The sequence below is a fragment of the Agarilytica rhodophyticola genome (assembly GCF_002157225.2).
GTDB classification, from domain to species: Bacteria; Pseudomonadota; Gammaproteobacteria; order Pseudomonadales; family Cellvibrionaceae; genus Agarilytica; species Agarilytica rhodophyticola.
Window position 1 is genome coordinate 3,667,424 of sequence record NZ_CP020038.1, and the last position, 12,715, is coordinate 3,680,138.

Below are 12,715 nucleotides of genomic sequence, written 5' to 3' on the forward strand. Positions count from 1 at the left end.
TTCACGCTTGCTAACTTTTGTTTTTGGTTGCGAGTTGAGCCTGCAATTGATGATTGAGTTTTAGCAGTTTTCTATTATCCTTCTGTGTAAGTTGCTGCAATTCTTTTTTCTCCAGCTCTAATTGCTGCGCATATAAAGCAAGCTCAATTGTACGTATTAATTTATCACTGTCCCAAGGTTTACTCACGTATGCTTGTACCTGTCCTTGATTGATTGCAGCAATAGTATCTTCAAGAGTTGCTTCACCTGTTAATAAAATTTGCGCCGTGTGCGGAGACAGAAGCTTTGCTTTACCTAAGAATTTAGCACCGTTCATATAGGGCATTTGCATATCACAAACCACGAGATCAAAATGTTTATTTCTTAACATCGTGAGACCCGCTTCTCCATTTTGTGCAGTTTCAACGGTATAAGACTTCTGCTTTAGTAATCGAGTAAGTGATTTTAAAACACTGGCTTCGTCATCCACCAATAGGATAGAAGAAGTAATTTCTTGATCCCTGTCCAGTAACATATATTTTCTCCAAAAGTGATTACTGTTTTTCTAGCTTTGATCGCAATGACTCGATCTCTTGCTTCTGCTCGTAAATAATAGTTTGTAAGTCGCGGTAATAGTCACAATGCTGGGCGTCTTGAATTTGATCACTGCATAACGCCGCACCAGATTCTGGCGCGATTGCAAGATAGTGCATAACCGCTTTTTTTAAATCCTCGGTTTCCCATGGTTTTGTTAAAAAGTGACTGATATGTGCTTGATTTACCCCTTCGATAACAGCAGAAATATCCGCATACCCTGACATAATGATGCGGATAGTATGAGGGTAAAGATCACGAACAGTTTTTAAGAATGCAGAGCCACTCATTTTTGGCATCCGTTGATCTGATACCACTAGGTGAACTTGCTCCTTCTCAAGTAATGTAAGACCTTCCTCACCACTTTCTGCAATTAAAATATTACATGGTTCGCGAATAAATACCCGTTTTATGGCCTTTAGTACCGATCGCTCATCGTCGACAAATAATATCGTTTTGTTATCCATAATATTGACCCGTTATGTAATAGAGATGTGTGTGTATTGCCAATATCCTGTTTCAGTGTTTGTTCGCTGGTAAACGTACGCTAAATGTTGTGCCTTTTCCAAGTTCACTATCAAAGGTGATATCGCCACCATGCTTATTAATAATAGCCTGACAAATCGCCAAACCTAATCCCGTGCCTTTACCTATATCTTTAGTGGTATAGAAGGGGTCAAAAAGTTTAAGTTTGCTTTCCTCAGGTATACCCATCCCTGTGTCACTAATATCAATAAAAATATCACCATCGTCAAAGTAAGAAGTAATGGTGATGTCACCATGCTCGTCAATCGCATCACAAGCGTTGATTAGCAAATTCATCATTACCTGACTGATTTCACCGGGCATGCACTCAAGTGCAGGCAAGGCAGATAAGTTTTTATGAACAGTACACTTATATTTAATCTCACTGGAAACTAAGCGTAAGGCCACTTCAATAACTTCATCATTGATATCCACCGCTTTTAGAGTATGGTCATCCACTCGCGAGAAGCTTTTTAAATCTTTAACAATGTTTTGGATTCTAACCACACCTTCCAGAGATTCTTTTGTCAGATCAATCAGATCTTCAATAATATAGTTGATATCGTGTTTTGTTTTTAATTGTTCGAGAACCTGTAAGTGCTCTTTAGCGAATTGACTCAGTTCATAGTCATTACTTGTAAACTCCCGTGCGAGTAATTCATAAGTTCGTAACACTTCATTTATTGCGGTACTGTATTGTGTCAGGATTTCAAGGTTACCTTTAACAAAACCTGTAGGGTTGTTAATTTCATGCGCCACACCGGCAGCGAGCTGGCCAACAGAAGCGAGTTTCTCAGAGTGTACAAGCATTTGTTGTTGTTGCAGTATTTGTTGATTAAGTTGGCTTTGTTCATTACTTGCACGTCGCAAATCTTGCTCTCTGTGCTCAATTTTTTCCGCCATATGTTTGAATTGTTTTTGTAGATCAAATATTTCCTGAATCCTCACTTTATTATCTGCTTGTTGGAAAGATTCACCTTCTGCCAGCTTCAATGTCATTCTTCGAAGGTGCTCAAATGGCTGAATAAAGTAGATGTATCCCAATTTTTGCGAAAGGGCGAGAATCACTATCAATACTACCGATAACGAGAGCAGAAGATTGGTAACCACTGTTTTGCGAGCAGTTAACAACGCCTGCTTATCTGTTCGATAACGAAAGCTAATGCTTGTATTAGATATATTAATTTGGGTTACTAAGTCCATTAGCTCTGGACCGAGAGTCACCAATAATCTATCTTTTTCATACCACTGAATTTGGTTGTGTTGTATAACTTCTTCCAATGAAAGGTTGGCGAATACATGTTTATTGGCAAGCTCGGCCAATAAGTAGCCTTCAACGTGGCCATGATAATGTATGGGTGTGGCTAATAACCAGCTATGATAGGAATCGTCCTCGGCAGAGCAAAACTGCATAGGAATACGTCGCGCTTTTACTTGGCTGCGCAGGTACTCCAAAGTTTGCGGCAAACAGGGTGAGCTTTCTTGAGTAGAATAAATTAACTCCTCATTAATATTGAATAAATGTAGCGGTGCTTTATCTCCCAGTATCACTAATTCATCGATAAAATCTTGCGCATTGGCTAAGCTGGAAGTGGGTTGCATAACGCCTTGTAACAATACTGGAAATTTGGCGTAATCTTTAAGTACTATGTCACGCAAGTGCATATAGTCATAAAATTGACTACTAATACTTAGCATTTTCTGATGAATGAGTTCTTCGCGATTTTCTTTGATTAGAGAACTTACTTTTAGCAACATTACGCTGCCGAGACTAAAACCCAGTAAAATTGTACTGGCAAGCAAAAATAACATGAACGCCCAAGAAATTGGCAGACGAAATAAGTGATCCTTTTCTATCGGCCTACTCTTGGACAATAACAATGCGGTTATCCTCATTGTAGTAGCCCATTACTAAATCCTTCGCATTGAGTGCTTCATGTGCATCAGGGTGACTCTCATTAAATACCTGAAAGGGATGGACATAGTTTTTAATTAATCCTTGAATAGGGGCTTTTAATACTTCTAGGGTTTTCCTCACAGTACCGCGATCTCGCTGAATATCACCACTTAGACCACTTTGATTAATCGCAGCGATCAATATACGGCATAGATCATAAGCATGAATAAATCCAGTGGGTGCGGTAATATCTGCTGCATTGGTAATCTCATCTGGATACAATGCCATGGCTCGTTTAAGCACTTGTTTGGATAGGGCAGTGGGCGGCGAACTATTAAATGAAAAGCGTGTTTGTAAAAACTTAAGATCTAAATGTTGGCGCATTTTAGCGTCGATAACTTCAGGGAAGTCGCCTCCGGTAATGCCCCAATGGCTGCGCAATGGCAGTATATCAAATGGATTTGTCTCACTGTGACTTGCTGTTTGTTCCTGGCGCAGTGCAAGCATCGCCTTAGCAATAGTTTTCCCTTCAGGAGCGTTAGCTACAAGAAATATAACATCTGCCCCGGAGCTATATATATCGCGCAATATCATCTTGGCGCTGCGTATGCCTAGATTCCAGTTAAACCACTTCACGCCCATTGGGGTTATGTTGTGCCTAGCTAGCGCTCGCGTCATAGTGCGGTGGTTAGACTTGCCCCAGCCAGTATTTTCAAGCAATAAAAAAGGCTGTTTAAAACCTTCTTTTAAAGCATGTTTGGCAATCACTGCACCCGCTTTACTATCATCTACTGAAAGACGAAAAACCCAGTTTGTATCGGAAGGATAACGTGTAATGGGTCCTGCTGCTGCCCATGGATCTAACAGCAATATTTTGTTTTCGTGAATAAAGGCAAGATTTTCAAGCAGAGGTGGTGAATGCAGCCCACTAAATACCGCCAGGGCTGTATCATCGTTCAGATATTCTTGTAGATGGCTTTTACTACGCACAGAACTGCCGTGATGGTCGCGAACAACCAACTCGACCTTGCGCCCTAATATTGTATTATCCACCTCGTCGAGAGCGACGCGAATACCTCGTTCGATTGCGATACCTGAAGCGCGAGTACCCGTCTGATCTGCATCTAAATAAAGCCGAATCTTATTATCAGCGTCGTCTTTGGCAACAGCCGTCGATGTGCCAAAACAAATAACGTAGATCAATAGGAGTATCTGGCATAACCCTCTCAAGGCTGTAATTACGTCCAGCGAGTTTTTGTGGGCGGTGGAGTTACTCTTCATGATTACCTCTTATTCACTATTAAAGTCTAGACGCAGAGGGCATAAAACGTGCAACACTTACCTCGCGGTAGACCCACCAGTGCTTATTTCAAGCTTTGCTATACATCACAATAGTCACATGTGTCCTATATGTCACTAGTGACATTAGACCAAAGTGTCATGTATTTCTTTGTTTATATATGCTCGATACAAGGAGGTACATCGTATGCCTTCAGATGTTCCATTAGGGACAGTTAAGCTTCCTGCACCGCCATTTCATAACACGCCTATAACTGTCAAGAGATTGATCGCCGAGTGCATTATGGTCCATTGCCCGAACCACAAGAGCTATCCAAGTAAGATAATGTAATCCCTAAAGCCTTTCGTTTGCATGATATCCATGTCTGGCGTAATGATTTGTATAGTTACCCGCAGTAAAAATGTATTTTGATCAGATCAAAGGGCTTGAAGGTTTTGCCATAACGCAGTGCTTAAAGCGCTATTTTGCAATGTTTACAAAAAGTAGTAAAAAAAGCCATAGCAAATGATGAGATAGAAACTATGGCCTGAAAACACAGGTATGTTATCTAATTCTCACTCATTCAATTCTGGGCGATACGCCTGCTGAATATTCTTTTGCCTGATCAAGGAGCGATAGCCAAGTTCCGAGAGATAAAATGTGCTTTGGCGTTCATCATGAATATATAAATCCACAAGGTAGTCTGCATGTTTCAACGCAACTCCCAAACGAGCTCGCACATCAGCATACACTAAATAGGTTGCTTCATCGGAGTCATAGCAAAACCCATCAATAAATTTAGAATGCTGCAAGCCTGGTAGGATACGTTCAATAGACACAGAAATAGGTGCTGTGCCAAATTGCTGTTGAGAATCGGTGTCTTTCATAGTCGGATATCAATTTGCAAAAAGAATTAAAGAAAGTTACTTTACTTTAAGTGGCGCATTTGGAGTTATTTGTTCGCTCAAATAATCATTTGCATGCGCTTTATATGGTTTTACCGTAATTTTTGTATGCTTTTTTGCCTCACATTCAAGAACTTTGCATACAATTTTAAACAGCCACGTTTGAATAGACACGCCAAACCAAGTATTAATTGCGATGACTGAAACAGAATGTGGACGGTACGTGAGACCGGAGAATTACGGGAGGTTTAATTGATCATATCCAAATTACTATTGTAAGGTTTATATTTTAAATGGCTGCTATTTCCACATGACAATCCTTGGTAATTTGATGCACTCATTTTACCAGAAACGAAAGCTCGGTATGAGCTAATACTGGGCTTGTGAAAAAATTACGGAACTTAAATACACAAAATAAGTGTCTGATAAAATAACCCCTCAGTCATTCTCCCACTGTCATAATCTAGACTATTAAAAAGCCTATACCTTTGTGAGTTGCCGTCGTGATAGGAGCAGTCTTAAGCAGTATAGATTTGCGCACCTAATCGAGACTGAAATAAATATTAAATGCTTCTTATGCACCTTCAAACACATATTTTATTTAATTTTTCAATTCCAGGTGCGCTTTTTTGGTAGAGGGTCTCCTTCAATGTTATCAAGAAAAACTAACCCTCTCTCTAACTTAAAAGTCCACTTTCTATAATTTATACATCCTGAAGGGCAATCTCCCCACCCGACAACAACAACATACTCAGACAAAGAGCTATTTGATTTTATATGGTATTGCCAGTTAGAGCCAATTAGAAAACAATTTAAAACAGAATGTACACCTTCAATATTTTCGTATAGAGCGACAAGCTTTCTTGTATTATAAATACCGTCAAAAGAAATCGTAGTTACCTTAAGATCCGAATAGTCTTCATCAAAATGCTCTACATCGGATATTTTTAATTTTTTATTGATGTCATATATGGCCTTTGAGCTAGTAGCTTTAAGTTTCTTCATACCACTTTTAGATAAGTATAAGCTTATGCAGTTTTTATGCATGCTAGTACTCTTGAAGAAATTTGAAGCTTCAGGAAAAATTTTGACCATATCATGTAGATGACCACTAATTTTTTGTGCAACATCCTTAGGTGGCAATAGTTCTCCTGATATATCGGCTGCTAAATATAACGAAATATCATCAATGCCTGTTAACATTTTTCTATCCGCACCATACACTTTGCCAATATCTATAAATTGAACAACTATTATAAATAGAAATAATTTCTTCATACTCTATACCAATAAATGTAATTTAAAACAGCCATAGTTTTTGATCCGTACATATACCATTTTAGTATATATCCTTTATTCTATAGCTTTAGACAGGGAGCACAAAATAAGCTATTCACGCCAATAAATAACGCTTAATGACAATTTTTTGAAACTGTCACCATCAACACAAATAACCTATTTATAGCGCTATAGAATGCTAGGTTTTCATAGCCCTAGGATAACAATAAGTATGTTCCCGGATATTAAACCCTCATTTAGTCATGTAGAGAGATTGCTCGCAGAATTTGCCAAGAAAGATAAGCCAACAGCGGCGGACTTTGCGGCTATCGGCACACTTGGAGAGATGTATGACAAGCTCGACCAATATCGTATAGATGCTATGAACATGAGCACAGAGCAACTCAAGGTAGAAAAGCATAAATCAGGACGTTTGGCCGAGCATATGACAAAGGCCTGTGATCCGCGACCTTCTTCTCGGTGTGATTGTCATGCGATGATCTCAGGGGGAATGAAAAAAGCTATTCAGGTGCGTGCCGTTCTAGCTTGGTTGAAAGTACGTATTGATGATCCGATCAATGGATGCTGGTTGCCTCGAGATTGGGAAGACCGTTTGTATATGCCTAATCATTTGCGTAGTGCCGTGCCTCATTGCCGTATTCATCACGGACGTTATTATGACTGACTAGATAGTCGTATCAATTTTATAATGATAAAAAATATTGATCAATTAGTTAATGGTAAGAAGGTTACTACAAAGCGGGAATGTACCCCCTAATATTATGCCACGAACAGGACGATAAATAATGTTATATACCTTAATCAGTGCTTATGATGATTATCTGGGGCTTCGTTTTGATGATGAGCAGATAATACGGGTTATCGGCGATATTACTGATGATACGTTAGACAAACGTATTGATGTTAACGGTCTGCCACGTAGCTATAAAGGCGTTATAGATGAGCTTTTGAACTTTTCATTTCCAGTGATGGAAAAAGCTGACAAAAATAAAAATATGCCTGATTTAGAGGTACATTTAGGGCGCTTATTTTTAAGTGAAAAAGCTTATCAGGTACTAAAACCGGTTATTGAAAATGACGGGGAATTTTTACCTGTAACCTATGAGAATGGGCAAGGCTACTTTTATATTCCCTTACAAGTTGCGGCGGTTGATCCTAATCTAACCCGTAAAAATGAGTGGGACGAAATCGTCAACCTTGGCTTTAATGAGGATCAGGTTAAAGATTACGCATTATTTCGTACAGAATATAATGGCTATATGAGGCTTTATGCTCAAGAATCGGTTAAAAATATTATTGAGAGTGAAAAGCTCACAGGGCTTTATATCACGAACGACCTCGCTAATATTTTTCCTGAAGATCGAGGTTCAGTTGCTCAAATAAATTAAGTGCGATCATTTTTAACTGCGCCTAGCTATCTTAACAATAGTCGAAAAGAGCAATTATTTTCGCCACTATTTTCACCACTAAGGGCGTTTCCTTAGCCGTTTTCCATTGGTGAAACAATGGTCAGGGTTGAACAGCGACACGACGTTCAAAAATAGTCGCTAATGACTGAATATCATTTTTCATTTCCGAATTAGCAACACGGTTAAGTCTATTTCTCTCTTGTGTTACCATATCTTTATACTGCTGTCTACACTTCGAACAACCTCAAGTGGCGTGTTGTAGGTACGACCCATAGGCTGGGCGTATTTTTCCCGTATTGGGCGTTACTAATTGATTTTTGGAATGATAGGCCTAACCAGAGAAAATAAGGTTAACACCAGCATCCGCTAGCCATTGGACATCTTGTTTGGGATATTGCATATCAATAATGACACTGCTTATTTCAGCTGTTGGTAGAACTAAATAAGAGGAAGCTACACCTATTTTTTCATCTGAGGCCATCACCACGGTTTCTGCTGCATGGCGGCTTAAGGCTTTTTTCATATAGGCTTCTTCAAGGTCGCCGGTGGTGAAGCCGTGGTCAGGATGAATCCCCGTGACGCCCATAAAAAATACATCCGCATGAATATGCGCCAGCGATTCTAATGCTCTGGCTCCTATTGAGACCATGGAATGCTTAAAGAGCCGACCACCAATAAGCTCCACTGCTATATTTTCATGGTCAATAAGTTCAACAGCAACACTGGGAGAGTGGGTAACAATTGTTGCAGACAAGTCTTTAGGTAAATGCCTCACTAGTTGCACTGCCGTGGTTCCACCATCGATCATTACCACCTGCCCACTTTTGATGAGTTGCGCAGCTGTGCGGCCTATATGTATTTTTTGCTGATGAGAAATTTCTGTCCGAGTAACAAAATCAGCTACAGCAGGAGAAGAGGGCAAGGCACCACCGTGAACTCTTTGTAATAAACCTAACTTGGCAAGCTCTCGCAAATCTCGCCGAATTGTGTCTTCTGAAATAGTAAATAACTCAGCCAACTCTTTGGCAACAATGCGGCCATCTCGTTTAAGTAAGGCCAAAATTTTTTGTTTACGTTGTTCTGTCAGCATGGACTGTCCTTTCTTTATATCTTTCTTTATATCTTTCTTTATGCCTTGCATTGCCCTAAATAAATGGCGGTCATAGTGAATACTACTTGATTATGCACGAAAATACATGATATTTTATATTTATGCACGATATTTCATAGGCTTTGCACGAGGTTTTAAGTATGAAGGGGTCGAATAGAGTCAAAATTCGTAAAACAGAAGTTTTATCTGACGATTGGTATACCTTAAAAAAAACCACTTTTGACTATTTAAGGCGTGATGGAACATGGCAGACCCAATCTCGTGAAACCTATGATCGTGGCAATGGCGCCACTATCTTGTTATACAACCTTCAGATGCAAAGCGTTATCTTGATTAAGCAGTTTCGCTATCCTTCCTATGTCAATGGCAATTGCGACGGATTATTAATTGAGGCACCTGCAGGCTTACTAGAAGCCGATAGTCCTGAACAGAGTATTCGTAAAGAAGTGGCCGAAGAAACGGGTTTCCATATTGAACCGCCACAAAAAGTGTTGGAGGCATATATGAGCCCAGGTTCGGTGACGGAAAAATTGTATTTTTTTATCGCTCCCTACACTCATCATCAACGTAAAAATGAAGGTGGTGGCCAAAAGGAAGAAGGAGAAGATATTGAAGTACTAGAATTATCTTTTTCTCAGGCAATGCAGCTTATCCAAGACGGTAGTATAAAAGATGGAAAAACTATTATGTTATTGCAATATGCCGCTTTATATATTTTTAGTGAGAAATGATCGATTGCTTTTTAAAAGCTAGACCAGTGCAAATATCTACCGTTTAATAAAAACTAAATAGCGCAGACTATATACCAAAGCAAGTACAAGTCTTTTAATTTAGTTTGTCCGATCACTCGCGCATTATCCCAATAATATTGATTCTCGACCCTTACACAATAGCCTATTAAATCTTAGGGCCTGCTAAGAGGTATCAATGTTTTTTTAAGAAGCATTTTCATACAAAGCCCTGACGCATAAAAAGCCATCCATTGAACCTGTCGCTTTTTGTCCGCGCAACGTCATTTTATGTCCTTCTTTCGCTACCACCACAGACGTATAGTGGCGACCATGGTTATTACAAAAGATTGTTCTTAATTTACGAATCAATCTTTTAAATTCAAAAAATTTAAATTCAAACAATTAACTATGCGGAGGAGAAATTCTTGTCTAGTGTCATCACTGAAGCCGAAAAGCGCAGCAACCTTAGCGTAAAGGGACTATATAAGACGCTTTTAATCGGCTCTTTATCTTTACTTTGTGCCTGCTCCGTCACGCTAGGCCCTGATTATAAAGCGCCAGAAATAGAGAATATTAATGATCAATGGCGTCTTTCTGTTACCCAACAATTGGATGAAAATAATTCCCCCATGCATTCATGGTGGACATTATTGCAAGACGACACACTCAACGGGCTAATTGAAAGAGCGCATCACAATAATCTTGATCTTAATCTTGCTGTATCTCGCATCACTGAAAATAGAGCAGCGTTAGGTATCGCCAACAGTGCCCGGGTTCCAGACTTATCTGCCTCCGGTAATGTCATTCGACAAAAGGGCAGTGATAGCACTTCTTTTTTCCCCGGACGCATTGATACCTTGCGTCAAGTAGGCGTGGAAAGTTCCTGGGAAATCGATTTGTGGGGACGAGTTAGGCGCTCGGTGGAATCGGCTTCTGCAAGTTATCAAGCCTCAGTGGAAGACTTGCGCGATATTTTGGTGATTACCTATGCCGATATCGGTGCAAGCTATATACAACTGCGCACCTTGCAAACACGCCTTCGTTTGGCCAAAGAAAATGTCAGACTACAACAAGAAACGCTCGCCATTGTTTACGCTAGAAATAAAGCGGAATTGGCACCGGACCTTGAGGTTCGCCAGGCGGAATTAAATTTGGCTGTGACCGAATCGTTTGTTCCTACTATCGAGGCTGAAATATCTAAAACTATTTATCGCATCAGTGTACTGGTTGGTGAAACTCCCAACGCCCTCTATGCTGAACTATCTGCGCCGGTAGCTTTGCCAGCAGTGCCTGAAGCCATAGCGATGAGTTTGCCTGCTGATGTCATTCGTCAGCGTCCTGATATTCGCCGTGCGGAGCGTTTATTAGCGGCACAGACAGCTCAGATCGGCGTTGCTAAAGCCGATCTCTATCCGAACTTCTTTCTTTCTGGAAGTTTCAGCTTCGGTGCCCTCAATGGCGAATTATTTACCCAACAGAACCGCGACTGGAACATTGGTCCTTTTTTCTCATGGAATTTATTTAATGCCGGTCGCGTGCGAAACTCGATTAAAGTGCAAGAAGCTCGCACAGAACAAGCACTTATTTCCTACGAAAAAAATGTCTTGTCTGCGCTGCAAGATGTTGAAGAATCCATTGTTAACTTCTCAACCGAAGAGCAGCGCCTAAAGTCTCTCGATAGGAGTGTCATAGCTGCTAGGCAAGCGAATGAATTAGTCAAAGTTTTATACCGTCAAGGGCTTACTGATTTTCAAAACGTGCTAGATACACAGCGCTCTCTATTTTCTCAAGAAGATAGTGTCGCTACGAGTCAGGGCACTGTATTAATAAATTTAATCTCCGTTTATCGGGCATTTGGTGGTGGCTGGGCTGCCTTTGATGAATCTGCTGCGAAGGAGCCTAAATAATGATCAATAAATTATTTTTATTCGCCTGTTTACCTTTGTTTTTTGCTGCCTGTTCAGAAAAAACTGTTGAACAAGAACCATCGCGACCACGACCTGTAAAAATTATGCAAGTAGGCGCAGGTGATGCTCGTGGTGTATTAGAACTTCCAGGCAGTGTCTATGCTGCCAGAGAAACTCAAGTGGCCTTTGAAGTATCAGGCCGAATAATAGAAATCTTAGTAGAAGAAGGTGATCAGGTAATTGCAGGCGCCGTTATAGCCAAGCTCGATCCTAGAGACTTTGAAGCCGCCCGCGATAGTGCGCTGGCGCGCAGAAATTCTGCCAGGGCTGATTACAGCCGCTATGTGGATGCTAATAAAGCCAATGCGGTCACACGCCAGAGCGTGGATTTGGCAAAACGTAATTTGGATGTTGCTGAAGCGGATTTAAAAACGGCACTAAAAGCATTGGAAGATACCGTATTAAAAGCGCCTTACGATGGCCGTATAGCCATGAAAACGGTGGAAGAGTTTTCCAATATCCAAGCTAAACAAAGTGTAGTAACGATTCATGATGAGTCTAGTTTAGAAGTGCGCGTTAATATTGCCGAGCGAGACTGGGTAGCCGCGCCACCTAATTTAAGTGCTGCACATGCAACTGAATTACTTGCGCCATCGGTGGAACTCTCAGCTTTACCAGGAAGGCTTTTTGACGCCCAAGCTAAATCTTATTCCACTGCGGTCGATCCGATTACTCGTACTTATGAGGCCAGCTTTTCTTTTGAAGCACCAAAAGATCGAGCGATAAGCCCAGGTATGACAGCCAAGGTACGTATTCGTAGGCCATCAACATTAATTGAAGGCACAGATAAAATTTATATTCCTGCAAGCGCTGTTTTTAGTAAAAGTGACGGTCAACCCAGTGTTTGGCTGATCGATGAAAATAATCGCACGGTAAAACAAAGTGTCACTTTGGGACCTGTAGTAGGGGGCCAAGTAAGCCTTTCAGACGGCCTTCAGCCAGGGGCAAAAATTGCCACCAGTGGTGTTCATACCATTACAGAAGGCATGCATGTTCGCCCTTTAAATCCTTAACGCCAA

12 protein-coding genes are annotated in these 12,715 nt (G+C 40.6%); 5 read left to right on the forward strand and 7 right to left on the reverse strand.

Translation table 11 applies throughout. From position 1 onward, the window contains the following. Positions 1-10: 10 nt before the first annotated feature. The 6 genes from BVC89_RS15285 to BVC89_RS15310 all read right to left on the reverse strand — a co-directional run bounded on the left by BVC89_RS15285 (position 11) and on the right by BVC89_RS15310 (position 6,457). Positions 11-514 (reverse strand): response regulator, encoded by a 504-nt coding sequence (locus BVC89_RS15285; RefSeq protein ID WP_086932026.1) that lies wholly within the window; start codon positions 512-514, stop codon positions 11-13. A gap of 19 nt (positions 515-533) precedes the next feature. After that, complete coding sequence (locus BVC89_RS15290; RefSeq protein ID WP_086932027.1) at positions 534-1,040, reverse strand: response regulator; 507 nt, start codon at positions 1,038-1,040, stop codon at positions 534-536. 52 nt (positions 1,041-1,092) lie between these two features. Beyond that, a complete protein-coding gene (locus BVC89_RS15295) occupies positions 1,093-2,994 on the reverse strand; it encodes a sensor histidine kinase (RefSeq protein ID WP_086932028.1) in 1,902 nt (633 codons plus the stop codon). Further along, entirely contained in the window at positions 2,960-4,276 is a 1,317-nt protein-coding gene (locus tag BVC89_RS15300) for an ABC transporter substrate-binding protein (RefSeq protein WP_216824986.1), read from the reverse strand. Before BVC89_RS15300 ends, BVC89_RS15295 begins: the two co-directional genes overlap by 35 nt. A gap of 573 nt (positions 4,277-4,849) precedes the next feature. Beyond that, positions 4,850-5,161, reverse strand: a complete 312-nt coding sequence (locus BVC89_RS15305; protein ID WP_086932029.1) for a hypothetical protein — start codon at positions 5,159-5,161, stop codon at positions 4,850-4,852. 627 nt (positions 5,162-5,788) lie between these two features. Continuing rightward, entirely contained in the window at positions 5,789-6,457 is a 669-nt protein-coding gene (locus BVC89_RS15310) for a hypothetical protein (protein ID WP_086932030.1), read from the reverse strand. Positions 6,458-6,689: 232 nt separating this feature from the next. Between BVC89_RS15310 and BVC89_RS15315 the strand changes: the two genes are divergently transcribed. Both BVC89_RS15315 and BVC89_RS15320 read left to right on the forward strand, forming a co-directional pair. Next, positions 6,690-7,142, forward strand: a complete 453-nt coding sequence (locus BVC89_RS15315) for an AHH domain-containing protein (RefSeq protein WP_086932031.1) — start codon at positions 6,690-6,692, stop codon at positions 7,140-7,142. Positions 7,143-7,263: 121 nt separating this feature from the next. After that, on the forward strand, positions 7,264-7,866 hold the full coding sequence (locus BVC89_RS15320) for a hypothetical protein (protein ID WP_086932032.1): 603 nt from the start codon (positions 7,264-7,266) through the stop codon (positions 7,864-7,866). Positions 7,867-8,218: 352 nt separating this feature from the next. On the opposite strand, the gene BVC89_RS15325 is transcribed toward BVC89_RS15320, so the two are convergent. Further along, positions 8,219-8,977 carry a DeoR/GlpR family DNA-binding transcription regulator gene (locus BVC89_RS15325; RefSeq protein WP_086932033.1) on the reverse strand — a complete coding sequence of 253 codons (759 nt, stop codon included), beginning with the start codon at positions 8,975-8,977 and terminating at the stop codon, positions 8,219-8,221. 161 nt (positions 8,978-9,138) lie between these two features. Here BVC89_RS15325 and BVC89_RS15330 point away from each other — a divergent pair, with 161 nt between their 5' ends. The 3 genes from BVC89_RS15330 to BVC89_RS15340 all read left to right on the forward strand — a co-directional run bounded on the left by BVC89_RS15330 (position 9,139) and on the right by BVC89_RS15340 (position 12,709). After that, positions 9,139-9,729 (forward strand): NUDIX domain-containing protein, encoded by a 591-nt coding sequence (locus BVC89_RS15330; RefSeq protein ID WP_086932034.1) that lies wholly within the window; start codon positions 9,139-9,141, stop codon positions 9,727-9,729. A gap of 425 nt (positions 9,730-10,154) precedes the next feature. Continuing rightward, positions 10,155-11,636: an efflux transporter outer membrane subunit gene (locus tag BVC89_RS15335; RefSeq protein WP_158657968.1), complete on the forward strand. Its 1,482-nt coding sequence runs from the start codon at positions 10,155-10,157 to the stop codon at positions 11,634-11,636. Then, positions 11,636-12,709 (forward strand): efflux RND transporter periplasmic adaptor subunit, encoded by a 1,074-nt coding sequence (locus tag BVC89_RS15340; RefSeq protein ID WP_086932036.1) that lies wholly within the window; start codon positions 11,636-11,638, stop codon positions 12,707-12,709. Before BVC89_RS15335 ends, BVC89_RS15340 begins: the two co-directional genes overlap by 1 nt. The last annotated feature ends 6 nt before the right edge of the window (positions 12,710-12,715 follow it).

What these genes read in the sequence shown, in the direction of transcription:
- BVC89_RS15285 (WP_086932026.1), bottom strand. Translation starts at nt 514, where the DNA reads ATGTTACTGGACAGGGATCAAGAAATTACTTCTTCTATCCTATTGGTG.
- BVC89_RS15310 (WP_086932030.1), bottom strand. Translation starts at nt 6,457, where the DNA reads ATGAAGAAATTATTTCTATTTATAATAGTTGTTCAATTTATAGATATT.
- BVC89_RS15325 (WP_086932033.1), bottom strand. Translation starts at nt 8,977, where the DNA reads ATGCTGACAGAACAACGTAAACAAAAAATTTTGGCCTTACTTAAACGA.
- BVC89_RS15290 (WP_086932027.1), bottom strand. Translation starts at nt 1,040, where the DNA reads ATGGATAACAAAACGATATTATTTGTCGACGATGAGCGATCGGTACTA.
- BVC89_RS15305 (WP_086932029.1), bottom strand. Translation starts at nt 5,161, where the DNA reads ATGAAAGACACCGATTCTCAACAGCAATTTGGCACAGCACCTATTTCT.
- BVC89_RS15295 (WP_086932028.1), bottom strand. Translation starts at nt 2,994, where the DNA reads ATGAGGATAACCGCATTGTTATTGTCCAAGAGTAGGCCGATAGAAAAG.
- BVC89_RS15320 (WP_086932032.1), top strand. Translation starts at nt 7,264, where the DNA reads ATGTTATATACCTTAATCAGTGCTTATGATGATTATCTGGGGCTTCGT.
- BVC89_RS15300 (WP_216824986.1), bottom strand. Translation starts at nt 4,276, where the DNA reads ATGAAGAGTAACTCCACCGCCCACAAAAACTCGCTGGACGTAATTACA.
- BVC89_RS15330 (WP_086932034.1), top strand. Translation starts at nt 9,139, where the DNA reads ATGAAGGGGTCGAATAGAGTCAAAATTCGTAAAACAGAAGTTTTATCT.
- BVC89_RS15340 (WP_086932036.1), top strand. Translation starts at nt 11,636, where the DNA reads ATGATCAATAAATTATTTTTATTCGCCTGTTTACCTTTGTTTTTTGCT.
- BVC89_RS15315 (WP_086932031.1), top strand. Translation starts at nt 6,690, where the DNA reads ATGTTCCCGGATATTAAACCCTCATTTAGTCATGTAGAGAGATTGCTC.